We start from the raw sequence: 24,338 nt of genomic DNA on the forward strand, positions 1-24,338 counted from the left end.
CCCAACCCAGGAGGCATCATGGCTAAGGTACTGGTTCTCTATTACTCAATGTACGGTCACATCGAAACGATGGCTGAGGCAGTCGCCGATGGCGCACGATCAGTGCCTGGCACTGACGTGACGATCAAGCGGGTCGCTGAAACGATCCCCGCCGAGCAGGCTGCCGCTTACGGTGCAAAGCTCGACCAGAAGGCGCCGGTGGCGACGCCTGACGAGTTGGGCAACTACGACGCCATCATCTTCGGCACACCGACGCGCTTTGGCAATATGGCCGGACAGATGCGCACGTTCCTCGACCAGACCGGTGGCCTGTGGATGAAAGGCGCTCTCGTTGGGAAGATCGGCAGCGTTTTCGCGTCGACCGGCACCCAGCACGGCGGCCAGGAAACGACCATTACCTCGTTCCATACCACGCTACTGCACCAGGGCATGGTGATCGTGGGGGTACCTTACACCTGTCCGGGATTGAGCAATATGGGCGAGATCACCGGCGGTACACCTTATGGAGCCACAACCCTGGCAGCAGCCGATGGAAGTCGGCAACCATCACCGAATGAATTGGATATTGCGCGTTTCCAAGGTAAGCACGTCGCTGAGATCGCCATAAAGATCGCCGGTTAATCCGAGCGCCTCGAGTCGACTCTCTCGCCGCCACTCGCCTCATGTCAGGCTCTACGCTGAGCCTGACATGAGTATCCTTCATGCGTCGTTTTCTCTGACCTGTTTACAGACTGAGCACCATCTATAGTCCACAGTTGGTACCCACTCCGTTTTCAAGCTGCGAAACACACGCTCCATTGGTCTATCCCAACGGTTTCCACGACGCATCATTGACGGCAGTACTTTTCGTACGGAACCTAAAATGCCTTGGCCTTGCCTCAAGTAACGGGTTTGTAGGTCATGCTCCGCCGAAAGTTGAATAATTCGAGGTGCTCATTAAAAATTTGCCAGGGTATCGATTTTTTTTGGTATGTTTATTATGGCTAAATAAATCAATGTACAACAACCGAGCCGAAATCGACCATTAGCAGGAGAGTGCTATGTCCACGCCAAAGAGCAATACTCCACTGACAGGATACATCGATCAAGCAGCCGCAACATTGTATTTCATTGATGCCACATTGGCAGGCATCCAGCGGCAACAAACTGCCTCTGGATGGTCAGACCTCTCTTTTCAAAGTCTTATCTCCACGAGCCAAGACACGCTTACACCTATTGGCAATGCACTTTCGCTCTTGTTCGTTCCACAAAAAGAGCGAAGCATACATAGCCAGGTCTATTACCTGGATAGCCAGAATCTCATATCGGGAATTTATCAGGCTCGGGTGGGCGCACAACCTACTCTATGGAAAAAAATACAACCACTGCAAATACCATCGATTTCCATTGCAAGCAATTCCCGATTGGCTGGATTTAGTTTTGATGGGGCAAATACTCGGATTTACTGCGTGGGCGAAGACAATAAGATTTATGAGTTCAGCCAGAAGCCCTCATCTGAACTTTTTAGCTTTTCCTCCTGTTGCATAACCGATGCCGCCAACGCTCCGCTTGCAGACCCAAGTCGAGAGATGGTTGCATTCTACCTCTCTAACAACAGGTCCAGAGTGTATTATTATGGAAAAGTTGATGGCCACATCCATGAGCTTGCCTGGACAGGTAGTGGCTGGACTCACGGAGACCTAACACCGAATACCGTCTTGGCCCCAGATAATCTGAGCCCACTTTTTGGCTTTGTTGATTCCCAAAATAATCCAAACCTGTTCTACATTTCTTCTGGCGGCAATGTGATGCAACTTCACTACAATGGATCTTGGCAGGATCAGCCGATTACCAACAATAGTGGCGCCCCCCTTCTCGCTAAGCTCGGAAGCCCGCTGACTGGCGTCTGCACAGAAGCAGGCACGCTCTATGTGTACTTTATTGATAGTGCGGAAAATATATGGGAGTGCGTGTGCACCAACAATGCCTGGGTGCAGAGTAATCTTACGGAAAATCTTAACGCTACCCTCAGGTCACTAAAGTTGTCGACTCTGCTTACCTTGCCTTCGACCAAACTTCTCGCGCTTCTCTCTGGTTCGGATTTGAGGATCTTCTTGCAGGCAGCAGATGCCAGCATTGAAGAAATTACATTTGTGCGCGTACCATTACCAACCACGCCAGCTTAACAGGCAGAGGCCGTTCAGGAGTTGTTTGTTAAAACGAGGAGGGCGCTTCTGCAGCGTTAATTAATGCAAGAGCCTCCCGCCCATCCCCTGAAAGCCGGTCTCGCTCCCTGGTAAAATGCCCGTGCAATCGCTACATCAAGTTAGTAGGCGCAATCCCCAGGATCTCCGTCAGGGTATTCATGATGGCTTGTTGCCTGGCGCGGTCGGCCTGGTGTCCCGCTTCGGCAGCCGCCACATCGGCTTTGCAGTGTGGGCAGGTCGACTCGTGAGGATAGATGTATTGCAGGCAGCCACGGCACAGGGTCAGTTGCACGGGAATACGCCCTTCATCCGGCGATTTCTGCCCTTGATTGGCCCACGCCAGTTTGATCACCTGGCCGCTATCACTGACGCTGCCGACTTTTTCGCCGGTGTCGATGCGTTCGGTAATCAGGTCGAAGCGCCCGACCGCGAAGGAGGCCTGCGGGGCGTCTTCGATTTTCACGATGCGCTCGCGCAGCCCTTGCTTTTCCAGGTCCAGCGCACGGTAATGGCAGTAAGGATTGTTGCCGGGTTTGCCAAGCAGGGAGTGTGATGTCCAGGTGCAGCCACCCCGGCAGACATCGTTGTAGTAACAGCTTCGGCAATAGCCCCACAGGTCATCGACGGAGCGCAGGCGCCCGAAGTGCATGCCTTCGCTGTAATGCCAGATGTCGTGCAAACTCATCTTGCGCACGTTCCCGCCCGAAAAACCGACGGTGGCCAAGGAGGGGCAGCCTTTCACCGTGCCATCGGCCTCGAGTGCCAGAACCGTTTGGCCGGCGGCGCAGCCACTCCAATGCACGCGCTCGTCACCAAAGCCGCGCCAGATATGTTCGTAAGGGCCGTAGTAGCCAATGTTGTTGCCCACGTTCATCAGCAGGCCGCGATCGACCCCCTCCCGGTAAAGCCGCGCCAGCAACGGCATCACCTCCAGCAACTGGCTGGGCTGTAGCAGCAGGTCGGGATGATCGACGGCATTGCCCATGGCGACCGTGAGCTGGATCTGCCAGTGAGTGGCACCCAGGTCGATAATGGTGTCCATGAGCGCCGGCAAATCCGGCAATGTGGCCGCGCCGATCTGCGTGTTGACGCTCACGGCGAGTTCGGCTTGTTTGGCGCGGCGCAAGGTATCCACGGCCTTGTCGAACGAGCCCGGCACATTGCGTACCGCGTCATGCAGCGGGGCAAGACCGTCGAGTGAAACGCCGACACCATTGAGGCCGGCCTCGACCGCAGCCTGCATCTTGGCAGGCGTCAGGTTGCGTCCACCGGTTTGTATGGCGCAGTACATGCCGTGATCGTGGATCGCTCGGATCAGTTGCGTCCAATCCTTGCGCAAATAGGCTTCACCTCCGATCAGGGTGATCTCCCGGGTGCCGAGGGCCGCCAGCGAGTCGATCACTTCCAGGCATTCCTGCGTGTTCAATTCATCGGGACGTCGATGGCCCGCGCGTGAGCCGCAGTGCAGGCATTTAAGGTCGCAGGCCAGGGTGATTTCCCAGACCACATGCACCGGCACGTAGCGTTTGAGGTCGGTTTCGCTGAGGTAGCGGGCAGGGCGGCTGTCTGACATGGAACCTCCTTGTACACGGGCGCGATACGAGTCCATCGAAGTGTTCGCGCCTTCCATTACGTCGATGGCGCGACTGGATTGACCTCGGGTTGGAAAGACCCGGGCGAGACCTGAATCGGCCTCGCCCGGGCAAAGCGGATCAGCGCGCTTCCAGGCGTGCGATTTCCGCGTTCAATTGCTCCAGGGCACTTTGCAGTACACCGTGTTGAGCCAGTTGCTGTTCTCCCTGGCGTACAACGGATTTCAGCTGCGCCAGATCGCCACTGGCTTGTGCCTGTTGCAACGCTACGGCGTAGAGCGGCATGGGGTGATGCGTCCCCGGTTCAGGCTGCGAGACGGGGGCCGGGCTGACCGCGGCGTGCCTGACGTAATGCTCTTGGCCATTTTCGACGTAGCTATAGTCGACAAACCCGCTGGTCCAATCAGCGCCGAGGATACCCTTGAGATGAAAGGTCTCCGCGATCTGGCTGAGCGGGCCGCTCGGGCTACCCGACAAGGTGAGCACAATGTGGTTCTCGACCGAGGCGGTCAGTTTGGCCTCGGAGTAATTGCCCCAGACCCGGGCGCGGAAATTGACCGGTGGGTAGGTGCTCGCAAAAACACTGGCAATCCCGCTGACGGTCTTGTGAACCGTATCAACCAGCAGATCGAGGGTGAGTACGGGTGAGCCCAGCAGCGAGTTGTGGGCGCTGAGGCGGGTATGAAAAAGTCCAATCGACATGGTGCAACTCCCTTGATGTATGCGGACAGTTCAGTCTGATCGAGCCGCCAGTCAGCGACGTTCCAGCCTGCTGATTTCGCTCTTCGCGGCTTCCAGTGCGCTCTGCAGCTGGGGTTGCCGCTCCAGTTGCTGTTTGGCAAGGCCGGCCAGGTGTTTCATCTGGGCCAGGTCACCGCTGGCAATGGCACTCTGAATAGGCGCTGCGTACAGGGGCATGATGGGTGGGTAGGGCAGAATGACCGGGCCAGGGCCCGTCGGTACATAGGCGACGTTGGATTGCACCGGTTGCTCCAGGTGTGCGGGGGCGTTGTTGACCTGAACCCAGCGCTGGCCATCCAGGTACTGGTAGTTGGCCACGCCTTCTTTCCAGTCACTGCCCACCACCAGGTGCAACTTGAAGTTCACCGCAGAGTTCGAGCTCGGACCGCCATGGTTGCCTTGAGCGGTAATCAGGATTTTGCTGACGGCCGGTGACATGACCGTCATGTAGGTGTACTCACCCCAGACATCCGACTGCAGCTCGAGCGGCGGGTTGGTCGCCTGGGTGATGACGGCAGTACCACTGACACTCTGCTCTGGCGTAAAAACCAGCAGGTTGAGCGTCAGGCTTTGTGCCCCTGGGGCATTAGTGCCAATGCGATAGCTGAGTGGGAACAAGCCGACAAATTGCTGAGTGGAACCAGACATAGTGATTGCCTCCATTGCATTGAGAGAAAGGCCCTAAAGCTTCTCCAAACGGGAAACTTCCTTGGCCAGCTTTTCGTACGCGGTTTGCAGGTCTTTCGGTTGCGGCTTCGTTGAGTCACGTTGCTTGAGCAACGTCTTCATCTGCTGCAGATTGCCTTCCTCGATGGCGTCGTGGATGGCGGTCCCATAAGGGGGTGAGAAGTGTGGCGTTGAACGGCTCATAACGATGGATCCTTCCGTGGTGTTGCCAATACCGCCCTTCCGGGAAGGAGGGCACCCTCATCTTTCTTTTCTTGAGAGAAAACAACGAAACGCAGGGGGTGGCTCGTTGCTCAGGGCGAGCGAATAGAGGATCGCAAGCACAAACCATCCCTGATTTTCCTTGGCATTGCTGTCAATCACGGTGCCCTTTCTGGCACTCGCAGTGCTGGCCTTTCACCAGCAACGTAACCCTAGGTATGATTTTCTAATCTCGCCAGAAAAAGCGCCGAACGGTCATCACGCCGAAACCGTCACGTTGCAAAACTTGATCGCGCTGCGGAGGGGATTTACGAAAATCGGGTCTGTGGTGGGGGCTGGACAGGGTGCGCAAATACATGACATGGATTGCCACTGCCCCTTGAACCCTGTGGATGGCGAAATATTTCAAAATGTTGCTGTTGTGTATTTTTATTGATAGATTGCGCGCCTTAAAAATTAACCAGGGACGCGTTATGTTTTTTATTATTTGGCAAGGATGGGGCTTTCTTTCGATTCTTATCCCGGTACTTTGCATGGTGCCGTTCACCGGGCTGCCGAACGGGCTCGGGCTGGGGGTCGGCCTGTTGGTTGGCGCGGCCGTCAACGCCTATGTCGGCCACTGGCTGAATAATCAGCCAGGCAAAACCTACATAGATAAAAGCACGGGTGGCGAAGTTATCATTCGCAAGAAACACACGTTATTTTTTGTGCCCATGCAATATGTATCAGTTCTGTGGGCGGTGATGGGTGTATTCGCCTTGTTTGGTGCGCACTAAGCGCACTGCGTAGACCTGATCCAGATTGCACCGCTTCCCTTCAATGGCGCGCAGCCGCTGCGGCCCACGAGTGCAGCGTCTGGATCACCAGTGCCCCGCCTCGACCAGCGTCGCATCGCCATCCACCCCGGCTGCGTTGATGCCCCGTTTATTCAGCTCACGCAACAGCCACCCCTCACCGCACCCAGGTCGAGCGCTATAGTTGTTTTTACACAGCGCTAGTCTTGATGATGCACGGAAAATCCTAACTCTAAAGTCAACAAAGGGGTTCGTCTCATGAAAGTCAGTGCACGCAACGTCTTCAAGGGCCAGGTCAGCCAGGTACAGGAAGGCGCGGTCAATGCCGAAGTGACCTTGACGCTGCCAGGTGGTGAACAACTGGTAGCCGTAGTGACCCTGGAAAGCATCCGCAACCTCGGTATCGCGGTAGGCAAAGAGGCCATCGCGCTGATCAAGGCGCCTTGGGTGATGCTGATGACCGAGTCCAGCGACATTCGCCTTTCTGCTCGCAACTGCCTGGAGGGCAAGGTGCTGACTGTCAATGATGGTGCGGTCAACGCCGAAGTGGTGATCGAGTTGGCCGGCGGTTCGAAGGTGTATTCGATCGTGACCCGTGATGCCGTCGCAGAGCTGGGCCTGATACCGGGTGTCAGTGCCACTGCGGTCATCAAGGCCTCCCACATCATTCTGGGTGTCCCGGTCTGAGTGGACTGACCCGGTACAGGACCAGGTCAGTATTCTGACGAAACGCTTGAAACCTACGCGGCCTCAGCCACCGGCGCCCGACGCACGTCCGGCTGTTTCCAGGAGTCCGCCGCGGCTTCCTCGATGGCCTGCTGGATGGCTTTCTTGCGGCGCTCTTCGGCCTGACGACCGAAGTACCAGACAAAGAAGGTCATCAGCGAGACCGCCAGCAGAATCAGACTGGCCACCGCGTTGATCTCCGGCTTCACGCCCAGGCGCACCGCCGAGAACACTTCCATCGGCAAGGTGGTCGAGCCCGGCCCCGAAACGAAGCTGGCCAGGACCAGGTCGTCGAGGGACAACGCGAAGGACATCATGCCCCCCGCCGCCAGCGACGGCGCGATCATCGGGATGGTGATCAGGCAGAACACCTTCCACGGCTTGGCGCCCAGGTCCATGGCCGCCTCCTCGATGGACAGGTCCAGCTCACGCAGGCGCGCCGACACCACCACCGCCACATAGGCCGAGCAGAACGTCGTGTGGGCGATCCAGATGGTCACGAGGCCACGTTCCTGGGGCCAGCCGATCAACTGCGCCATGGCCACGAACAGCAGCAACAGCGACAGACCGGTGATCACCTCCGGCATTACCAGCGGCGCCGTCACCAGGCCGCCGAACAGCGTGCGGCCCTTGAAGCGGGTGACCCGGGTCAGGACGAACGCCGCCAGGGTCCCCAGCGCCACTGCGGCCACCGCGGTGTAGCAGGCGATTTCCAGCGAGCGGGCCACCGAGCCCATCAGTTGGGTGTTGTCCAGCAGGCCGACGTACCACTTCACCGACCAGCCGCCCCACACCGTCACCAGCTTGGAGGCGTTGAACGAGTAGATCACCAGGATCAGCATTGGCAGGTAGATGAACAACAGACCCAGCACCAGCATCAGGTTCGAAAAACTGAAGCGCTTCATTCCTTGCCCTCCATCTCTTTGGCCTGACTCCGGTTGAACAGAATGATCGGCACGATCAGGATCGCCAGCATCACCACGGCCAGCGCGGACGCCACCGGCCAGTCACGGTTGTTGAAGAATTCTTGCCACAGCACTTTACCGATCATCAGGGTTTCCGGACCGCCGAGCAGCTCGGGGATCACGAACTCGCCCACCACCGGGATGAACACCAGCATGCAGCCGGCGATGATGCCGTTCCTGGACAGCGGCACGGTGATCTTCCAGAAGCTGTTGAAGGTGCTCGAACCCAGGTCCGAGGCGGCTTCCAGCAGGCTCTGGTCATGTTTCACCAGGTTGGCGTAGAGCGGCAGGACCATGAACGGCAGGTAGGAATAGACCACCCCGATGTAGACCGCGAGGTTGGTGTTGAGGATCTGCAAGGGCTCGTGGATCAGCCCGATCCCCATCAGGAAGGCGTTCAACAGCCCGTTGTTGCTGAGAATCCCCATCCAGGCGTAGACGCGGATCAGGATCGCCGTCCAGGTCGGCATCATGATCAGCAGCACCAGCACGGTCTGCACTTCCTTGCGCGCCCGGGCAATGGCGTAGGCCATCGGGTAGCCGATCAGCAGGCACAGCAGCGTGCTGAAGAAGGCCATCCGCAGCGAACCGAGGTAGGCCGCCAGGTACAGCTCGTCGCCCCCCAGCATCGTGTAGTTGCCGAGGTTGAGGATGATCTGCAGCTTCTGTTCGACGAAGCCGTAGATCTGGGTGTACGGCGGAATCGCCACGTCCGCTTCGGCGAAGCTGATCTTCAGGACGATGAAGAACGGCAGCATGAAGAACAGGAACAACCAGAGGAAGGGAATCCCGATGACCGCCTGGCGGCCACTGGGGGTCATTCGTTGCACCAGGGATTTGAGATTCATGAGCGCAGTACCACGCCGCTGTCGTCTTCCCACCAGACATAGACCTGGTCACCCCAGGTCGGCCGCGCGCCACGGCGCTCGGCGTTGGCGACGAAGGACTGCACCAGCTTGCCGCTCGGCAACTCGACGTAGAACACCGAGTGGCCGCCCAGGTAGGCGATGTCATGGACCTTGCCGCTGGACCAGTTGTGCTCGCACTCGGGCTTCTTCAGGGTGATCAGCAGTTTTTCCGGGCGAATCGCGTAGGTGATCGACTTGTCCTGCACCGACGTGCTGACGCCATGGCCGACGTAGATCGCGCGGTCCAGGTCCTTGCAACTGATCACCGCGTGACCTTCGGCATCATCAACGACCGTGCCGTCAAAGGCGTTCACGTTGCCGATGAACTCGCAGACCAGGCGGCTGGTGGGGGTTTCGTAGATGTCCACCGGGCTGCCGATCTGGGCAATCCAGCCCAGGTGCATGATGGCGATGCGTTCGGCCATGGTCATGGCTTCTTCCTGGTCGTGGGTCACCATCACGCAGGTCACACCGACCCGTTCGATGATCTCGACCAGCTCAAGCTGCATCTGCGAACGCAGCTTCTTGTCCAGTGCACCCATCGGTTCGTCGAGCAACAACAGCTTCGGCCGCTTGGCCAGGGAGCGGGCCAGGGCCACGCGCTGACGCTGGCCACCGGACAGCTGGTGTGGCTTGCGCTTGGCGTACTGGCTCATCTGCACCAGCTTGAGCATTTCGGCCACGCGGGCATCGATCTCGGTCCTGGGGAGCTTGTCCTGTTGCAGGCCGAAGGCGATGTTCTGCGCCACGGTCATGTGTGGGAACAGCGCGTAGGACTGGAACATCATGTTGATCGGCCGCTCGTAGGGCGGCAGGTCGGTGATGTCGACACCGTCGAGGAGAATCCGCCCTTCGGTCGGGCGCTCGAAGCCGGCCAGCATGCGCAGCAAGGTGGACTTGCCCGAACCCGATCCGCCCAGCAGGGCGAAGATTTCGCCCTTCTTGATTTCCAGGGACACATCGTCCACGGCAATGGTTTCGTCGAACTTCTTCGTGACCCTGTCGATCTTGACCAGCACCTGTTTCGGTGCCTGGTGACCTTCAAGAGCCTTCCTATAGGTGCTGGAGGCGTTTGCCATGTGAAACTCCCAACAGGTTTCAGTCGTCAGGCCAACGCGGCCCGACTTAATAGTTGATTGCAGCCCGCAGCGAGCGGGCTTATTCGGCGCCGCCGTCCTGGCTGCCTGGTTGTACTTGTTGTTATTGCGGTTTGTTGTTGTCGTGAAGGACGGGCGCGCAAGGACACGCCCACCTGTTTCACGGGGGCAGTTAAATCGTTGAGTGGGTCTTGAAGTCGTCAGTCAGCGCGTATCACGAAGCGCCGCGCGTTGTCGGCAGGCCTCGCCGAACGCCTGGAAAATACTCAAGTAGGGCGGGTTGTCCAGGACCTGCCATTCCGGGTGCCATTGCACACCGACGGCAAACGCCTTGCTGTGCGCGACGGAAATCGCCTCGATCAAACCATCCGGCGCGACGGCTTCGGCATGCAGGCCGGGGGCCAGTCTGTCGATGCCTTGGCTGTGAATCGAATTGACCTGGAACACCCGAGGCAGCTCCAGCGCCTCGAACACGCCGCCCGGTTGCACGTTGACCGCATGAGCCGGTGCGTACTGCACGGCCAGATCCGGATGATCCGCCTCGCGGTGATCGAGGAAACCGGGGAGTTCATGGACCTTCTGATGCAGGCTGCCACCGAACGCCACGTTCATTTCCTGAAAGCCGCGGCAGATGCCGAGCACCGGAACGCCCGCCGCAATGGCGGCACGCAAGAGGGGAAGGGTGGTGGCATCGCGCGCCGGATCGTGATCCGTACCGGGTGCGCTGGCAGGGCCTTGATAGTGGAAGGGTTCCACATTCGACGGCGAGCCGGTCAGTAACAAGCCGTCCAGATGCGCGAGCAGCTCATCTATTTCGGTCAGTTCAGCCAGGGAAGGAATGACCACCGGCAGCCCCGACGCCGCGACGCTGACAGCACGCAGGTACTTGTCGCCGCTGACGTGGTAGGGGTGCAGGCCAATCTGTTTGACGCACGCAGTAACGCCGATCAATGGCTTGAGTGCCATTTTTATCACCTCGAAGTTTCACACTTGAACGAGCTTTTCCGGAGCTTAGCTTTGTTGATTTTAATTGACAACCTTAATGTAAAAAATCCTAAACACTGTGCGTCAGGTGCTCATGCTTTACGTGTGCGTCAAGGCTGATCCGGCACTTCGTCACCCCAATAATGGCCCGAAAAATAACGCTGAGAGGCCAGGTGTTCGCTATTGACTTCACTTTGCCTTTCGGATTGACTGGGGGCGTGAAAGGGCGGTGAACATAATAATTAACACAAAAAGGTGCATCATGTCGGTACCCCCGCGTGCCGTTCAGCTCAATGAAGCGAACGCATTCCTTAAGAAACATCCTGAGGTTTTGTACGTCGACCTTCTGATTGCGGATATGAACGGCGTGGTGCGCGGCAAGCGCATCGAGCGCACCAGTCTCCACAAGGTCTACGAGAGCGGCATCAACCTCCCGGCGTCACTGTTTGCCCTGGACATCAATGGCTCGACGGTGGAAAGCACCGGGCTGGGTCTGGACATCGGCGACTCGGACCGGATCTGCTACCCCATCCCCAATACCCTCAGCATCGAGCCTTGGCAGAAGCGCCCGACCGCGCAACTGTTGATGACCATGCACGAACTTGAAGGCCAGCCGTTCTTCGCTGACCCGCGGGAAGTGTTGCGTCAGGTCGTCAGCAAGTTCGATGACATGGGCCTGACCATTTGCGCCGCCTTTGAACTCGAGTTCTACCTGATCGACCAGGACAACGTGAACGGTCGTCCGCAGTCGCCACGCTCGCCGGTGTCCGGCAAGCGTCCGATGTCGACCCAGGTCTACCTGATCGATGACCTCGACGAATACGTCGACTGCCTGCAGGACATCCTCGAAGGGGCGAAAGAGCAGGGCATTCCGGCTGACGCGATCGTCAAGGAAAGCGCCCCGGCGCAGTTCGAAGTCAACCTGCATCACGTCGCCGACCCGATCAAGGCCTGCGACTACGCGGTGCTGCTCAAGCGTGTGGTGAAGAACATCGCCTACGACCATGAGATGGACACCACCTTCATGGCCAAGCCGTATCCGGGCCAGGCGGGCAATGGCCTGCACGTGCACATTTCGATTCTCGACAAGCAAGGCAACAACATCTTTGCCTGCGAGGATCCCGAGCAGAACGCCGCGCTGCGTCACGCGATCGGCGGTGTGCTCGAGACCCTGCCGGCGCAGATGGCCTTCCTCTGCCCGAACGTCAACTCGTACCGTCGTTTCGGTGCGCAGTTCTATGTGCCGAACTCGCCGAGCTGGGGCATCGACAACCGGACCGTTGCGGTGCGTGTACCGACCGGTTCCGCCGACTCCGTGCGCATCGAACACCGCGTTGCCGGCGCCGACGCCAACCCGTACCTGCTGATGGCGTCCGTTCTGGCCGGTATTCACCACGGCCTGACCAACGAAATCGAACCGGGCCCACCGGTGGAAGGCAACAGCTACGAGCAGAACGAACAGAGCCTGCCGAACAATCTGCGCGATGCCCTGCGCGAGCTGGACGACAGCGAAGTCATGGCCCAATACATCGACCCGCTGTACATCGACGTATTCGTGGCGTGCAAGGAAAGTGAGCTCGCCGAGTTTGAGAACTCCATCTCGGACCTCGAGTACAACTGGTACTTGCACACGGTTTGATTGGCTAATGGCCGTCATGACCTGACGGCCATCGGTCTGACGATTACTTGTTTTTCTGCGTAGGGTCACTTTCATGGCAAACACTCGCAGCGACTGGGAGCAACGCTTTCAGTCCTTGACACTAGAAGGGCGGGCCTTCATTGATGGCCAATACCGCCCGGCACTCAGCGGCGCAACCTTCGAATGCATCAGCCCGGTGGACGGTCGCTTTCTGGCGAACGTCGCCAGCACCGACGAAGCCGATGCCAATACGGCGGTGATCGTCGCGCGCCAGGCATTCGAATCCGGCGTCTGGGCCAAGCTCGCGCCGGTCGAGCGCAAGCGTATCCTGATTCGTTTCGCCGACCTGATTCTGGCCAACCAGGAAGAACTGGCGCTGCTGGAAACCCTGGACATGGGCAAGCCCATCAGCGACGCCATGGCCATCGACATCCCGGCGACCGCCAACGCGATCCGCTGGAGCGCCGAAGCGATCGACAAGATCTACGACGAAGTCGCGGCCACACCGCACGACCAGTTGGGCCTCATCACCCGCGAACCTGCTGGTGTCGTAGCGGCCATCGTGCCGTGGAATTTCCCGCTGATCATGGCCAGCTGGAAGTTCGCCCCAGCGCTGGCGGCCGGTAACTCGTTCATCCTCAAGCCTTCGGAAAAGTCACCACTGACGGCTATCCGTATCGCCCAGTTGGCGCTGGACGCCGGTATCCCGAAAGGCGTGTTCAACGTCCTGCCGGGTTTCGGTCACACCGTCGGCAAGGCGCTGGCGTTGCACATGGATGTCGACGTGCTGGCCTTCACCGGCTCGACGGCGATTGCCAAGCAACTGCTGATCTACGCCGGCCAAAGCAACATGAAACGTGTTTGGCTCGAGGCGGGGGGGAAGAGTCCGAACGTGGTGTTTGCCGACGCGCCGGATTTGCGCGCGGCGGCACAAGCGGCGGCCAGCGCCATTGCCTTCAACCAGGGCGAAGTCTGCACCGCCGGTTCGCGCCTGCTGGTGGAGCGCTCGATTCGCGAGCCATTCATTGCGCTGCTGGTGGAAGCCCTGCAAGCCTGGAAGCCGGGGCATGCCCTGGACCCGGCGACCACCGTTGGCGCGGTCGTCGATCAGCGCCAGCTGGAATCGGTCCTGCGCTACATCCAGATCGGCAAAGAGCAGGGCGCCCAACTGATTGCGGGCGGTCGGCGCACCCTCGACGCCACCGGTGGCTTCTATGTGGAACCGACGATTTTCGACGGCGTGACCAACGCCATGACCATCGCCCGGGAAGAGATCTTCGGCCCGGTGCTGTCGCTGATCACCTTCGACACCGAGCAGGAAGCACTGGCGATTGCCAATGACAGCCTCTTCGGTCTGGCCGCCGGCGTGTGGACCAGCAACCTGAGCAAGGCCCACACCTTTGCTCGCGGCTTGCGTGCCGGCAGCGTCTGGGTCAACCAGTACGACGGCGGCGACATGACCGCGCCATTTGGCGGGTTCAAGCAGTCGGGTAACGGTCGGGACAAATCGCTGCATGCGTTCGACAAATACATCGAACTCAAAGCGACCTGGATCAAGCTCTGACACCTTTGCAACGGCGGTCGCCGGCGCGTGCCGGCGGCCATCGGAGAAATTTATGAAACAAGTTCATGTAAACAGCTACTACGCCGCGACCCGCAATCACACAGGCGACTTCCCGGTTCTTGAGGAACTGGTGGAATGCGATGTCTGCGTGATCGGCGCCGGCTACACCGGCCTGTCCTCGGCCCTGTTCCTCGCCGAAGCGGGCTACAGCGTGACCGTGCTCGAGGCCGCCAAAGTCGGTTTCGGTGCCAGCGGTCGCAACGGCGGTCAACTGGTCAACTCCTACAGCCGTGACGTCGACGTCATCGAGGCACGCTACGGCGACAAGACGGCCGAAGTGCTCGGCAGCATGATGTTTGAAGGCGCCGACATCATCCGTCAGCGCATACAGCACTACGACATCCAGTGTGATTACCGTCCGGGTGGTGTCTTTGCTGCACTGAACAAGAAGCAGTTCAAAGGCCTGGCCGAGCAGAAAAGCAGCTGGGAGCGCTACGGCAACAAGAACCTGAAACTGCTCGATGCGGCTGATATCAAGCGTGAAGTGGGCTGCGACAACTACGTCGGCGGCCTGCTGGACATGCAGGGCGGGCACATCCACCCGCTGAACCTGGCACTTGGTGAAGCCTCGGCCATCATCGGCCTGGGCGGCAAGATCTTCGAGCAATCGGCCGCCGTGGACATCACTTACGGTGAGCCGATCACCGTGCGCACCGCCAAAGGGGTGGTTCGGGCCAAGTACCTGCTGATCGCCGGTAACGCCTACCTGCCTCAGGACCTCGACAGCCGCGTGACCCGCAAAAGCATGCCCTGCGGTTCGCAAATTGTCGTGACCGAGCCACTGTCGGAAAAAGTGGCCCGCAGTCTGATCACCCACAACTACTGCGTCGAAGACTGCAACTACCTGCTGGATTACTACCGCCTGACCGCCGACAACCGCCTGCTGTACGGCGGTGGCGTGGTCTACGGCGCCCGCGAACCGGACGATATCGAGCAACTGATCAGGCCGAAAATCCTCAAGACCTTCCCGCAATTGAAGGACGTGAAAATCGACTACCGCTGGACCGGTAACTTCCTGCTGACCATGTCACGCATGCCGCAATTCGGCCGTATCGAGAAGAACGCCTACTACATGCAAGGCTACAGCGGCCACGGCGTCACCTGCTCGCACCTGGCCGGCAAACTGATCTCGGAGGTGATCCGTGGCGATGCCGAACGCTTCGACGCGTTCGCCTCCCTGCCGCACATGCCGATGATCGGTGGCCGGACCTTCCAGGCGCCGCTCACCGCCATGGGCGCCGCGTATTACGCCATGCGTGACCGTTTCGGGATCTAGCGTCAACCCCTCTGGCGGCCACGCCACAGGTGTCGCGCATGGACTGACAGTGATCATGCGCCGGCTCTATTTATCGGCCATTTGTCGAACCTGCTGAGCGACGCGAACAAACGTGATTTAATAGCCGCCTTTCACGTTTCTGGGATAGGGGGACGGTGCGATTTGCGGCGCCCGTCGCCCGCCACCGACCCCCATCACCCTTCAGTCGTTCTCACATAAGGCTGTCATGGACACGGGCTCACGACTCAAATTAGTACGCGAAAGCTACAAACTGTCCCAGCGCGAGCTGGCCCGGCGTAGCGGCGTCACCAATGCCACCATTTCCCTGATCGAACAGAATCGCGTCAGTCCGTCTGTCAGTTCCCTCAAGAAACTGCTGGAAGGCATCCCCATGTCTTTGGCGGACTTCTTCACCTTCGACCAGCCGCCCCGCGAACACCAATACGTCTTCCGCGCCAATGAACAACCGGATCTCGGGCGTCATGGCTTGCGGTTGCTGCTGATTGGCGCTTCGGTGCCGAGCCGGCAGATGCGCTTGTTGCGCGAGCAATACGCACCGGGCGCCAGTTCAGGGGAGGAGCCGATCGTGCACGCCGAAGGGGAGGAGTGTGGGCTGGTGACACGGGGGACGGTTGAGCTCACCGTGGATGGGCAGATCAGCGTGTTGAATGCCGGGGATGGGTATTACTTTCCGACGACGCTGCCGCATCGGTTTCGCAATATTGGCGCGGATGAGGCAGAGATCATCAGCGCGAATACGCCGGCTAACTTCTGATGTGAAAGTGGCCTCACAGCTTGCCATATAACGGATGCTCGAGGGGCAGCGGGCATCACCCAATGCACCCTTGACCGTGGATTTGCGTTGTCTTAATCAAAGCCACACCGGAGTTTGCTGCCTTCACCCTCGTTTCGCATCATCCAGCCGCACATGAATGGTCTTTCTGGCATATCTACGTCTACTGCTTCGGATCGGCTGGAATCACCTTCAAACGTGAAGGTGTGATCATCGAGCCCAATTGGGGCAACCAGAGGAACTGGAATGATCACTAAGAAAGCAAATACGCCTCTCCACTTCAGACCATTCCGATAATGCCAGAGCTCTTTGCCATCTTCACCGTGCTCTATGCGGTAAGGCTCTCCCATGGCTTCATGAATCCTGGCCTTGGATGCCTGGTATGGAACTTCATGGCATTCTCCTGATACAGCGGTAATGCCTACACATCCCGGAAGCGCCAACGCGCAGAAAGTGATTAAGATGAAGCGAAACATAGTGTCTTGCCCATTCTGTGTTATGGATTTGCTGTGGCAGCCTGGAAAATGACCCGCAAATGCGGACTTCGAAGCACGCTTGCTGGAGTGACTGTGCAGCGTTGCCATGGAATTCGGCCGAAGTACCAGAAACGCCAGAAGGTGAGCTTCGGATCGGGATTCTGGTGCAGTAACGTGGCGAAGGTCTCCACTTCGCCGAGCTGAATCGCAGTCGCCTCCTGGATGACTTCACGAACGAAGCGAGAGCAGAACTGGCGTCGCGAACCGATGTTGAAACCGGTGTCGTAGAACGTACCCATCCTGCGAGTGGCGGCCTTCACCAGCACACTGCGATGCTGCTCGTCGAGCGGTGCGGTCAGCCTTGCGATTGCGCAGCGCCCGTGCTCGGAACGTTCCAGGAAGCGCGTCATCGGCGTTGTTCGGGCAAAAGGAAAAGTGCTCTCCGCAATCAGTGGCTCGTCGCCTCGGTTATCGACGATGACGCCCACATGGTTGGTCCATGAGTTGGTGGCGTTAGCCACTTCCAGGAAGGGGCGGGCGGTGACACGGATGAACACCAGGTCGCCGATTTGCAGATCACCCATCGGCGGTCTGTCCGCTACTCCGGCCGCAGGTCGCGTGACACGCGGATTCGTGTGCCTGCCAGGCGAAGGTGTGGTGCTGATCATCCCGCTGCTGTTGAACATACCGGTCTCCTTGTCCTTTTGATGAGCCAGTATGGGAGGAGGTTGCGGGTTTCACACCTTTATCCTTGAGTTTTCCTTAAACTGATACCTTTGGTATCGGATTCCAATACTTATATGACCCAGATTATCCAGCTCATTGCGACGATCAAGCAGCGCCTCAAGTCAGAGGGAATGACCTATCGTGACGTTGCACAAGCGCTTGAGCTGTCGGAGCCCAGCGTGAAGCGCCTGCTGGCCGGCGGGCGCCTGACGGTCGAGCGCCTCGCCCAGTTCGGTGATCTGCTGGGGCTCACGATGGCGGAGTTGCTTCAGGAGGCCGAGTTGTCGACACCGCGCCTGCAGATGCTGACGCGTGAGCAGGAAGCGCAGCTTGTCTCAAACGAGAAGTTGCTGTTGGTGGCCGTGTGTGCGCTGAACCAGTGGTCGCTGCAAGACATGGTGTCTGCCTATCACCTGTCGAAAGCCGAGTGCATCAAGCACCTGCTGGTGTTGGAACGGATGGGCCTGGCGGACCTGAAGCCGGGAAACCGGATCAGGCTGCTGGTGGCGCGAGACTTTGATTGGCTGCCGGACGGCCCTATCCGGCACTTCTTCGTGCGCCAGGGGTTACCCGATTTCATGGGCAGTCGGTTCGACGAACCTGACGAGACCCTGGACTTTGCCCATGGCATGTTGACGCAGTCGGCGTACGCCCAGTTGCAGGTCGAAATGCACCGGTTGCGTAGCAAACTGGCAGCGCTTCACAACGAGTCGTTGACCGCCCCGTTGTCCGAGAAACGCGGCACTGCGCTCCTGCTGGCGATGCGTGTATGGGAGCCACAGGCATTCAGAAAGCTTAAGCGGATGTAGTCGAAAGCAGGGAGAACGTAGGGCGATCGTAACCGTTCGGTTAAGTCATCTAGCCCGCCCTGCAACGCGAATAGATTGGATTTGCCAGACTTCGGCTCACAACGCCTTGGTGTTCAGCAAACGTACGCCCAGACCAATGAAAATTGCCCCTGTGGTGCGCTTAAGGGCCGCAACCCAATGTGCGGAGCTGAGGCGTCTACTGAATCGGTAAGCGGTGTAGCAGTAAACTGAATGGACGATAACTACGATGGCTGCAAGGGTGAGGTACATCATCAAGAACTGCCCAGGAATGGGGCGGTCATGATCAAGAAACTGCGGTAAAAAAGCGCAGAGAAAAATGAGCGTTTTGGGATTACTCGCGGAGACCAGAAACGCCTCCATGCCAATTTTCCATTTTGATGACGGCGGGCTGGTTTGCACCTCTCCTTTTGGATGGACTACCTGCGTACGGGTCAACATTTGTCGCAACCCGAGGTAGATCAGGTAACCGGCTCCAACGACCTTCAAAACCAGAAATGCCGTAGGCACGGCAATAAGGATGGCGCCCACGCCCAGTGCGACGCCGCTGGTAACCAGCAACTGAGCGGCAAGGTTTCCGAGAAGTGTCACAGCCATGGCTGGAGGCCCATAGCGCAGCGCGTTGCGCACGATCAATAGTACGTTTGGGCCGGGGGACAGGGTAGTTGCCAAGTAGGCCAGTGCGAAAGTAAACCAGAGGTGCAGTGCCAAAGGGAAAATCCTTAATCCAGATGGAATTGTCAAAGATGCTAGCCGCCCGCAAGTAGTGTGCCACCCTGGTCAAGGTCCCATAGTTCCGAGTGTCTAGCAAGTTTGTCTGTAAGCGCCTACACAAGACACTTTGTACGGTTAAACCCCATTGAAACGCCCGCCGCGAAGGCTCCTCAAGGGGCATCCCGAGAAGAATAAAGGTGACTGCGGAACTCAATGGCGACGAAATCAGCCTGCATACCAACCCCGTCGAACGGGCGCTGTTCTGGGGCATGCTGCATTCGGTGGAGGTGGCGCGTGCGGTAGTGGATGCCCTGCTTGACGGCGCGTCCCCATCTAACAGGCTCTCTTCATCTCTCTAGTTTCTACTGCAGAGACGGGCGGGGTGGCCCCGCCCGGGTGAAACGGAAAGGACTGGCTTTTAGTAGCCGATCGCTGCGCCGGCCGGGCGGCGGATGTCGTTGGCACCGTAGTAGTAGCCGGAGTGCACCTTGCCGGACAGTGCCGCGTCGTTGCCCGAAGTGGCTTCCTTCAGGCCCGGTGCGCCCGGGATGCCGGCCATGATCAGCTCCACCGCGCTCCACGGAGTCTGCTCGACCATCTTGTAGCCCATGCCGGTGAGCGTCTTTACCGTGTCGGGTGACAGGCCGCGCGTTTCATACGACACCTGATCCGGCAGCCACTGATGGTGGATACGCGGAGCGCTCACCGCTTCTTGCGGTTCCATGCCGTAGTCGATGATGTTGAGCGCCGACTGCAGCGTGGCGGTGATGATGCGCGAACCGCCCGGCGAGCCGAGCACCAGGAATAGCTTGCCGTCCTTGGTGACGATGGAAGGGGACATGGACGATAGCGGACGCTTGCCTGGCGCGATCGCGTTGGTCACGCCCTGCACAAGGCCGAACAGGTTCTGCTCGCCCACTTTGACGGTAAAGTCGTCCATTTCATCATTGAGCAGGAAGCCGGTGCCCGGTGCGATCACGCCGGCGCCGAACAGGCCGTTGACGGTGTAGGTGGTGGAGACCGCGTTACCGTCCTTGTCGGCCACCGAGTAGTGGGTGGTCTCCGGCTTTTCATGCGGCTCCATGCCCGGTTGAACCTGCTTCGACGGCGTGGCCTTGTCCGCCTCGATATGCAGGCGGGTCTGCGCCGCGTAGTCCTTGCTCAGTAGCTTGTCGAGCGGGTTATGCACGAAGGCTGGGTCGCCCAGCAGATTGTTGCGATCGACGTAGGCGTAGCGCATCGCTTCGGTCAGGGTGTGTACCTGTTGCGCCGAACCATAGCCCATGGCCTTCAGATCGTAGCCCTCGAGGATGTTGAGGGTCTCGCAGATCGCGGTGCCGCCGGAGCTCGGTGGTGGCGAAGAGATAAAGGTATAGCCCCGGTAGCTGCAACTGAGCGGAGCGGTCTCCACCGCCTTGTAATTGGCGAAGTCCTGCGCGGTCAGGATACCTCCGCCTTGCTTGGAGGCCCGCTCGACCGCCTGCGGGATGCGGCCTTTGTAAAAGGCGTCCGGCCCGTGCTTGGAGATGGCTTCCAGCGTATTGGCCAGATCCTTCTGCACCAGCCGGTCGCCCGGCTGTAACGGGCTGCCGTCCGGACGCAGGAAGATGCGCGCGGCCACCGGGTCTTTGCGCAAACCCTGCGTCTTGGCGTCCAGAATGTCGGTGTCGGCGCGGGTCAGCACGAAGCCCTGATGTGCCAACTTGATGGCCGGCGCCATCACCTGGGCGCGCGTCAGCTTGCCGTATTTTTGCAGCGCCAGATCCAGTCCGGCTACCGTACCGGGTACGCCGGCGGCCAAATAGCCGTCCAGGCTGGCGTCCTTGCGCACGTTGCCCTTGTCGTCCAGGTACATGTTGGTGGTGGCCGCCGCTGGCGCGGTCTCGCGGAAGTTGATGAACGTGTCGCGCCCGTCGGCCAGGTGCAGGGTCATGAAGCCGCCGCCACCGATATTGCCGCAGCAGGGGTTGACCACGGCTTGCGCATAGCCCACGGCTACCGCGGCATCGATCGCGTTGCCGCCCATCTTGAGAATATCGACGCCCACTTGCGAGGCCAGGCGCTGCGAGCTCACCACCATGCCGTGCCTGGCTTCCACCGCCGGTTCGCTGGCGGCTTGGGCATTCGCACTCAGGGCACTGGCGCCGATATAAAAGACCAATTGCATAGCGGCCATGAGGGCCGCAGCCTGTCGAGGCTTACTGGGAGGCAGCGGTAGGGATTTCATCCTTATCTCCTGTAGCTAGGTGTTGAGTGACGTTTCATGCGTATAATTTTTGCTAGTTATGAAACAGCTGTTGCATGCTGCACAATTTTTCATGAAACGTCAAAAACGTTTCATTATGTTGTTGAAACGGGTTTATGAAATGAACGTTTCACGTTGCGGGGACGAGACGGTTGCTGAGTATGGGGGGGAGATGGATCAGAACGGAATGACTGTTCACGCCATGATTTACGCGGCGATGGAGCGGCTGTCGCCGTCCGAACAACGCCTGGCCAAGGTGTTGCTAGCCAGCTATCCGAGTGCTGGCTTGAAGACCGTGGCCGAGCTGGCGGCTCGCGCACAGGTGAGCGGAGCCACCGTAGTACGTTTTGTGCGCCATTTGGGCTTCAACGGGTATCCGGATTTTCATCAATGCCTGCATGAGGAGGTGCAGCAGAGTGCGGCCTCGCCCTTGCAGAGGTACGAGTCGCACCAGGTAACGCACCGCATGGGGGAGCTGGAGAGCACGCTGGCGGGGTTCGAGCAGGGGCTGCGTCAGACCTTCGCTCGCACCACGCCGGCCGAGATCAAGAAAGTAGTGGCTCTGCTGGCCGATCCGGATCGGCGAATCCTGTGCGCCGGCGGCCGCTTCAGCGGCATGCTGGCGCAGTATCTGGCGCAGATGCTCACCCAGTTGCGCGAGCAGGTGAGCTATGTGCCGGGTGGCACGGAGTGGGCCAACCGTCTGTTGGACATCGGCAAGCGTGACTTGCTGGTGATGTTCGACTTTCGCCGCTACCAGGCGGACAGCGTGCGTTTTGCCCGGGCCTGCCGCAAGCACGGTGCGACCGTCATATTGATCACAGACCCTTGGTTGTCGCCGATCGCCGAAGTCTCCAAGCATGTGCTGACGTGCGAAGTGGATAGCACCTCGCCCTACATTACGTTCGTGCCGGCTATGGCCATGGTAGAGCGGCTGGTTTCCGAACTGATCGACTCCTTGGGGGGGCGCGCTCGTGAACGCCTGGAAAAGCTGGAAGCGGTATGGCAAGAGATCACCAATGACAATGAGCGTTAGCACAGCGAGCGTGTCTGTTGGGAGACTCGCCGGGCTAGCTCCCGAACGCGGTGGGTGTCCCTTTTCCCATCATTCAGCCAAGGTGCGCTGAGGTCAGGACGATCTTGCCGATATGGCGGCCACTGTCGATCAGCTCATGCGCCTGGCGGGCCTGTTTGAGCCTGAACGTCTGGAAGATCACCGGCTTGATCTTGCCGGCCTGGATCAGCGGCCACACCTGCGCTTCCAGCTCGGCGATGATCTGCGCCTTTTCGTCAGGGCTGCGCGAGCGCAGGGTCGAGCCGATGAGGGTCAGGCGCTTGGTTAGCAGGGGGACGAGATCCAGTTCCTTCGCCGCCCCCTTGATAACGCCGATCTGGACGATGCGCCCGTTCAGCGCGGCAGCCTGGAAGTTCCGGGCCACGTAGTCGCCGGCGATAATGTCGACGATGACATCCACGCCTCGGCCGTCGGTGGCCTTCATCACGGCTTCGGCGAAGTCCTCCTGCTGGTAGTTGATGGCCAGGTCGGCCCCCAACGCCAGGCTCGCCTGACGCTGTTCTTCATTGCCCACGGTGGTGATGATCTTCGCCGCGCCGAATGCCTTGCCCAGCAGGGTCGCCGTCGTGCCGATCCCGGAGGCGCCGCCATGGATCAGCAAGGTCTCGCCTTGCTTGAACTGGCCGCGCTGGAAGAGATTGACCCACACGGTCATGAAGGTTTCCGGGAGTGCCGCCGCCTCGATAAGGCTCAAGCCCTTGGGCAGTTGCAGCGTCGTGCGCTCGTCGGCCACGGCGTACTCGGCATAGCCGCCACCCGGGACCAGGGCGCTGACCTTGTCGCCGATGGCAAAACGGCTGGAGGCGCTGCCAAGGGCGACGATCTCCCCGGAGATTTCCAGTCCGGGGATATCGGAAGCACCGGCCGGCGGGTTGTACAGGCCCTGTCGCTGCAGAACGTCAGGTCCATTCACGCCGGCTGCCAGGACGCGAACCAGTACTTCGCCAGGGCCGGGCTGCGGCGTCGGCCGTTGTACGGGCACCAGGACGTCGGGGCCGCCCGGCCGGGTGATCTCGATAGCGGTCATGTGCTTGGGGATGGGGGCGTTGAATTCACGCATGCTGGCTTCCTCGGTAGATGGGATCAGGTTGGGATGCTCGCCATGGTAGTCGCGTTGTATGATGCAGTCGTGCAGTGTTATTTCATCTGGAGGATGCATAAATGCATCACGAGCAAACCCCATGAACTGGGACGATGCCCGAGTGTTTCTGGCGCTTGGCCGAGCGCAGACGCTACGTGGGGCGGCACGGGCGCTGCACGTCGACCAGGCGACCGTTGGGCGTCGCATCGCCGTGATGGAGCGCAACCTGGGCTCCATGCTGTTCTTGCGCACGTCCACGGGCTATTTGCTGACCGCGGCCGGCGAGGCCGCATTCGAAGCCGCCGAGAGCATGGAAGCGGCCGCCACCGAGCTGATGCGCAGGACCCAGGGGCTGGACAAGGCACTGTCGGGTGAAGTGCGGGTGACCACCACCGACTTCCTCGCCGTTGACTTCGTCATCCCCGCCATGGCCCGGGTGCATGCCGAGCATCCGGAGGTGCGCGTGGTGCTTAACAGTTCCTCGCAACTGCTGAACCTTTCCAGGCGTGAGGCGGACATCGCCATACGCACACAGAAGCCCGAGAACCCCGACCTGATCGTCCGGCGGCTGGCCCGTTGGCCGATGGGGCTTTTCGCGTCCCGGGCGTACCTCGACAGCCATGGCATGCCTGAGCCGGGAAGGGCGTTCATGGGGCATGATCTGGTGGTGTACGAACCCCATCTCAGCGAGGGCAGGGAACTGTTGCTGGTGGGCGAGCCCGCTGGCGGAGGGCGGATCGTTGCCAGCGTCAACTCAAGCATGATGATGCGCAGGGCCATTGCTGCCGGCCTTGGGCTTGGCGAGATTCCCCAGTACATCGGCGAGCAGGACGGGCTGGTAAGGCTCTGGCCGGAACGCGAGAGAAGCCGGCCATACGAGGTCTGGATGGTGACCCACGCAGACTTGCGCCATACCGCCCGGATTCGAGCCGTTATCGATCAGGTGGTACAGGTTTTCTCTGAGGCTGGTCCTGGCTGATC

The 24,338-nt window shown here is 59.5% G+C and carries 25 protein-coding genes and 1 pseudogene; 12 read left to right on the forward strand and 14 right to left on the reverse strand.

Features of this window, described 5'->3' with window-relative positions; genetic code table 11:
- Positions 1-18: 18 nt before the first annotated feature.
- Both wrbA and NUH87_RS29455 read left to right on the forward strand, forming a co-directional pair.
- Complete coding sequence (wrbA, locus tag NUH87_RS29450) at positions 19-621, forward strand: NAD(P)H:quinone oxidoreductase (protein ID WP_338523792.1); 603 nt, start codon at positions 19-21, stop codon at positions 619-621.
- Positions 622-1,040: 419 nt separating this feature from the next.
- On the forward strand, positions 1,041-2,165 hold the full coding sequence (locus tag NUH87_RS29455) for a hypothetical protein (RefSeq protein ID WP_338523793.1): 1,125 nt from the start codon (positions 1,041-1,043) through the stop codon (positions 2,163-2,165).
- Between the two features lie 130 nt (positions 2,166-2,295).
- On the opposite strand, the gene NUH87_RS29460 is transcribed toward NUH87_RS29455, so the two are convergent.
- The 4 genes from NUH87_RS29460 to NUH87_RS29475 form a co-directional block, all read right to left on the reverse strand.
- Positions 2,296-3,759 carry a GDL motif peptide-associated radical SAM/SPASM maturase gene (locus tag NUH87_RS29460; protein ID WP_338523794.1) on the reverse strand — a complete coding sequence of 488 codons (1,464 nt, stop codon included), beginning with the start codon at positions 3,757-3,759 and terminating at the stop codon, positions 2,296-2,298.
- A gap of 139 nt (positions 3,760-3,898) precedes the next feature.
- Positions 3,899-4,480 (reverse strand): DUF1842 domain-containing protein, encoded by a 582-nt coding sequence (locus tag NUH87_RS29465; protein WP_338523795.1) that lies wholly within the window; start codon positions 4,478-4,480, stop codon positions 3,899-3,901.
- Positions 4,481-4,531: 51 nt separating this feature from the next.
- Positions 4,532-5,167 carry a DUF1842 domain-containing protein gene (locus tag NUH87_RS29470; protein ID WP_338523796.1) on the reverse strand — a complete coding sequence of 212 codons (636 nt, stop codon included), beginning with the start codon at positions 5,165-5,167 and terminating at the stop codon, positions 4,532-4,534.
- Between the two features lie 33 nt (positions 5,168-5,200).
- A complete protein-coding gene (locus NUH87_RS29475) occupies positions 5,201-5,389 on the reverse strand; it encodes a DUF1843 domain-containing protein (protein ID WP_338523797.1) in 189 nt (62 codons plus the stop codon).
- Positions 5,390-5,799: 410 nt separating this feature from the next.
- Here NUH87_RS29475 and NUH87_RS29480 point away from each other — a divergent pair, with 410 nt between their 5' ends.
- Entirely contained in the window at positions 5,800-6,183 is a 384-nt protein-coding gene (locus NUH87_RS29480) for a hypothetical protein (RefSeq protein WP_338523798.1), read from the forward strand.
- Positions 6,184-6,279: 96 nt separating this feature from the next.
- Here NUH87_RS29480 and NUH87_RS29485 read toward each other — a convergent pair.
- Positions 6,280-6,369 (reverse strand): annotated as a pseudogene (locus tag NUH87_RS29485) (class I SAM-dependent methyltransferase); the annotation flags it as partial.
- A 90-nt stretch (positions 6,370-6,459) separates the two neighbouring features.
- Between NUH87_RS29485 and NUH87_RS29490 the strand changes: the two are divergent.
- Positions 6,460-6,888 carry a TOBE domain-containing protein gene (locus NUH87_RS29490; RefSeq protein ID WP_338523799.1) on the forward strand — a complete coding sequence of 143 codons (429 nt, stop codon included), beginning with the start codon at positions 6,460-6,462 and terminating at the stop codon, positions 6,886-6,888.
- 53 nt (positions 6,889-6,941) lie between these two features.
- On the opposite strand, the gene NUH87_RS29495 is transcribed toward NUH87_RS29490, so the two are convergent.
- The 4 genes from NUH87_RS29495 to NUH87_RS29510 all read right to left on the reverse strand — a co-directional run bounded on the left by NUH87_RS29495 (position 6,942) and on the right by NUH87_RS29510 (position 10,863).
- Entirely contained in the window at positions 6,942-7,832 is an 891-nt protein-coding gene (locus NUH87_RS29495; protein ID WP_338523800.1) for an ABC transporter permease subunit, read from the reverse strand.
- Positions 7,829-8,713: an ABC transporter permease subunit gene (locus NUH87_RS29500; RefSeq protein WP_422393963.1), complete on the reverse strand. Its 885-nt coding sequence runs from the start codon at positions 8,711-8,713 to the stop codon at positions 7,829-7,831. Before NUH87_RS29500 ends, NUH87_RS29495 begins: the two co-directional genes overlap by 4 nt.
- A gap of 23 nt (positions 8,714-8,736) precedes the next feature.
- Positions 8,737-9,879, reverse strand: coding sequence for an ABC transporter ATP-binding protein (locus NUH87_RS29505; RefSeq protein WP_338523802.1), 1,143 nt, complete (start codon positions 9,877-9,879; stop codon positions 8,737-8,739).
- A 222-nt stretch (positions 9,880-10,101) separates the two neighbouring features.
- Positions 10,102-10,863, reverse strand: a complete 762-nt coding sequence (locus tag NUH87_RS29510) for a gamma-glutamyl-gamma-aminobutyrate hydrolase family protein (RefSeq protein WP_338523803.1) — start codon at positions 10,861-10,863, stop codon at positions 10,102-10,104.
- A gap of 280 nt (positions 10,864-11,143) precedes the next feature.
- Here NUH87_RS29510 and NUH87_RS29515 point away from each other — a divergent pair, with 280 nt between their 5' ends.
- The 4 genes from NUH87_RS29515 to NUH87_RS29530 all read left to right on the forward strand — a co-directional run bounded on the left by NUH87_RS29515 (position 11,144) and on the right by NUH87_RS29530 (position 16,195).
- On the forward strand, positions 11,144-12,520 hold the full coding sequence (locus tag NUH87_RS29515; RefSeq protein WP_338523804.1) for a glutamine synthetase family protein: 1,377 nt from the start codon (positions 11,144-11,146) through the stop codon (positions 12,518-12,520).
- Positions 12,521-12,593: 73 nt separating this feature from the next.
- Positions 12,594-14,084 carry an aldehyde dehydrogenase gene (locus NUH87_RS29520; protein WP_338523805.1) on the forward strand — a complete coding sequence of 497 codons (1,491 nt, stop codon included), beginning with the start codon at positions 12,594-12,596 and terminating at the stop codon, positions 14,082-14,084.
- A 52-nt stretch (positions 14,085-14,136) separates the two neighbouring features.
- On the forward strand, positions 14,137-15,420 hold the full coding sequence (locus tag NUH87_RS29525; protein WP_338523806.1) for an FAD-binding oxidoreductase: 1,284 nt from the start codon (positions 14,137-14,139) through the stop codon (positions 15,418-15,420).
- A 226-nt stretch (positions 15,421-15,646) separates the two neighbouring features.
- Positions 15,647-16,195, forward strand: coding sequence for a cupin domain-containing protein (locus NUH87_RS29530; RefSeq protein WP_008011722.1), 549 nt, complete (start codon positions 15,647-15,649; stop codon positions 16,193-16,195).
- Between the two features lie 92 nt (positions 16,196-16,287).
- Here NUH87_RS29530 and NUH87_RS29535 read toward each other — a convergent pair whose 3' ends face one another.
- Entirely contained in the window at positions 16,288-16,689 is a 402-nt protein-coding gene (locus NUH87_RS29535; RefSeq protein WP_338523807.1) for a hypothetical protein, read from the reverse strand.
- A 20-nt stretch (positions 16,690-16,709) separates the two neighbouring features.
- Entirely contained in the window at positions 16,710-17,375 is a 666-nt protein-coding gene (locus NUH87_RS29540; protein WP_338523808.1) for a YebB family permuted papain-like enzyme, read from the reverse strand.
- Positions 17,376-17,489: 114 nt separating this feature from the next.
- On the opposite strand from NUH87_RS29540, the gene NUH87_RS29545 reads away from it, so the two are divergent.
- Positions 17,490-18,224, forward strand: a complete 735-nt coding sequence (locus NUH87_RS29545; RefSeq protein WP_338523809.1) for a helix-turn-helix transcriptional regulator — start codon at positions 17,490-17,492, stop codon at positions 18,222-18,224.
- Positions 18,225-18,320: 96 nt separating this feature from the next.
- On the opposite strand, the gene NUH87_RS29550 is transcribed toward NUH87_RS29545, so the two are convergent.
- Positions 18,321-18,953: a LysE family translocator gene (locus NUH87_RS29550; RefSeq protein WP_338523810.1), complete on the reverse strand. Its 633-nt coding sequence runs from the start codon at positions 18,951-18,953 to the stop codon at positions 18,321-18,323.
- A 200-nt stretch (positions 18,954-19,153) separates the two neighbouring features.
- Between NUH87_RS29550 and NUH87_RS29555 the strand changes: the two genes are divergently transcribed.
- Positions 19,154-19,315, forward strand: a complete 162-nt coding sequence (locus NUH87_RS29555; protein WP_338527071.1) for a hypothetical protein — start codon at positions 19,154-19,156, stop codon at positions 19,313-19,315.
- A 59-nt stretch (positions 19,316-19,374) separates the two neighbouring features.
- Here the strand turns inward: NUH87_RS29555 and ggt are convergent, their stop codons facing one another.
- Positions 19,375-21,132, reverse strand: a complete 1,758-nt coding sequence (gene ggt, locus NUH87_RS29560; RefSeq protein WP_338523811.1) for a gamma-glutamyltransferase — start codon at positions 21,130-21,132, stop codon at positions 19,375-19,377.
- Positions 21,133-21,388: 256 nt separating this feature from the next.
- On the opposite strand from ggt, the gene NUH87_RS29565 reads away from it, so the two are divergent.
- The gene (locus NUH87_RS29565) at positions 21,389-22,237 is read left to right on the forward strand and encodes a MurR/RpiR family transcriptional regulator (protein ID WP_338523812.1); all 849 of its coding nucleotides are present in this window, start codon (positions 21,389-21,391) and stop codon (positions 22,235-22,237) included.
- Positions 22,238-22,310: 73 nt separating this feature from the next.
- On the opposite strand, the gene NUH87_RS29570 is transcribed toward NUH87_RS29565, so the two are convergent.
- The gene (locus tag NUH87_RS29570; RefSeq protein WP_338526998.1) at positions 22,311-23,303 is read right to left on the reverse strand and encodes an NAD(P)H-quinone oxidoreductase; all 993 of its coding nucleotides are present in this window, start codon (positions 23,301-23,303) and stop codon (positions 22,311-22,313) included.
- Between the two features lie 154 nt (positions 23,304-23,457).
- On the opposite strand from NUH87_RS29570, the gene NUH87_RS29575 reads away from it, so the two are divergent.
- A complete protein-coding gene (locus tag NUH87_RS29575) occupies positions 23,458-24,336 on the forward strand; it encodes a LysR family transcriptional regulator (protein ID WP_338523813.1) in 879 nt (292 codons plus the stop codon).
- Positions 24,337-24,338: the final 2 nt, after the last annotated feature.

The organism is Pseudomonas batumici (assembly GCF_036585405.1).
In the GTDB taxonomy this organism is placed as follows: Bacteria; Pseudomonadota; Gammaproteobacteria; order Pseudomonadales; family Pseudomonadaceae; genus Aquipseudomonas; species Aquipseudomonas batumici.

Excerpts from the sequence above, each read along its gene's own strand:
- wrbA (WP_338523792.1), top strand. The coding sequence starts at position 19 with ATGGCTAAGGTACTGGTTCTCTATTACTCAATGTACGGTCACATCGAA.
- NUH87_RS29455 (WP_338523793.1), top strand. The coding sequence starts at position 1,041 with ATGTCCACGCCAAAGAGCAATACTCCACTGACAGGATACATCGATCAA.
- NUH87_RS29460 (WP_338523794.1), bottom strand. The coding sequence starts at position 3,759 with ATGTCAGACAGCCGCCCTGCCCGCTACCTCAGCGAAACCGACCTCAAA.
- NUH87_RS29465 (WP_338523795.1), bottom strand. The coding sequence starts at position 4,480 with ATGTCGATTGGACTTTTTCATACCCGCCTCAGCGCCCACAACTCGCTG.
- NUH87_RS29470 (WP_338523796.1), bottom strand. The coding sequence starts at position 5,167 with ATGTCTGGTTCCACTCAGCAATTTGTCGGCTTGTTCCCACTCAGCTAT.
- NUH87_RS29475 (WP_338523797.1), bottom strand. The coding sequence starts at position 5,389 with ATGAGCCGTTCAACGCCACACTTCTCACCCCCTTATGGGACCGCCATC.
- NUH87_RS29480 (WP_338523798.1), top strand. The coding sequence starts at position 5,800 with ATGGCGAAATATTTCAAAATGTTGCTGTTGTGTATTTTTATTGATAGA.
- NUH87_RS29490 (WP_338523799.1), top strand. The coding sequence starts at position 6,460 with ATGAAAGTCAGTGCACGCAACGTCTTCAAGGGCCAGGTCAGCCAGGTA.
- NUH87_RS29495 (WP_338523800.1), bottom strand. The coding sequence starts at position 7,832 with ATGAAGCGCTTCAGTTTTTCGAACCTGATGCTGGTGCTGGGTCTGTTG.
- NUH87_RS29500 (WP_422393963.1), bottom strand. The coding sequence starts at position 8,713 with ATGACCCCCAGTGGCCGCCAGGCGGTCATCGGGATTCCCTTCCTCTGG.
- NUH87_RS29505 (WP_338523802.1), bottom strand. The coding sequence starts at position 9,879 with ATGGCAAACGCCTCCAGCACCTATAGGAAGGCTCTTGAAGGTCACCAG.
- NUH87_RS29510 (WP_338523803.1), bottom strand. The coding sequence starts at position 10,863 with ATGGCACTCAAGCCATTGATCGGCGTTACTGCGTGCGTCAAACAGATT.
- NUH87_RS29515 (WP_338523804.1), top strand. The coding sequence starts at position 11,144 with ATGTCGGTACCCCCGCGTGCCGTTCAGCTCAATGAAGCGAACGCATTC.
- NUH87_RS29520 (WP_338523805.1), top strand. The coding sequence starts at position 12,594 with ATGGCAAACACTCGCAGCGACTGGGAGCAACGCTTTCAGTCCTTGACA.
- NUH87_RS29525 (WP_338523806.1), top strand. The coding sequence starts at position 14,137 with ATGAAACAAGTTCATGTAAACAGCTACTACGCCGCGACCCGCAATCAC.
- NUH87_RS29530 (WP_008011722.1), top strand. The coding sequence starts at position 15,647 with ATGGACACGGGCTCACGACTCAAATTAGTACGCGAAAGCTACAAACTG.
- NUH87_RS29535 (WP_338523807.1), bottom strand. The coding sequence starts at position 16,689 with ATGTTTCGCTTCATCTTAATCACTTTCTGCGCGTTGGCGCTTCCGGGA.
- NUH87_RS29540 (WP_338523808.1), bottom strand. The coding sequence starts at position 17,375 with ATGTTCAACAGCAGCGGGATGATCAGCACCACACCTTCGCCTGGCAGG.
- NUH87_RS29545 (WP_338523809.1), top strand. The coding sequence starts at position 17,490 with ATGACCCAGATTATCCAGCTCATTGCGACGATCAAGCAGCGCCTCAAG.
- ggt (WP_338523811.1), bottom strand. The coding sequence starts at position 21,132 with ATGGCCGCTATGCAATTGGTCTTTTATATCGGCGCCAGTGCCCTGAGT.
- NUH87_RS29565 (WP_338523812.1), top strand. The coding sequence starts at position 21,389 with ATGACTGTTCACGCCATGATTTACGCGGCGATGGAGCGGCTGTCGCCG.
- NUH87_RS29570 (WP_338526998.1), bottom strand. The coding sequence starts at position 23,303 with ATGACCGCTATCGAGATCACCCGGCCGGGCGGCCCCGACGTCCTGGTG.
- NUH87_RS29575 (WP_338523813.1), top strand. The coding sequence starts at position 23,458 with ATGAACTGGGACGATGCCCGAGTGTTTCTGGCGCTTGGCCGAGCGCAG.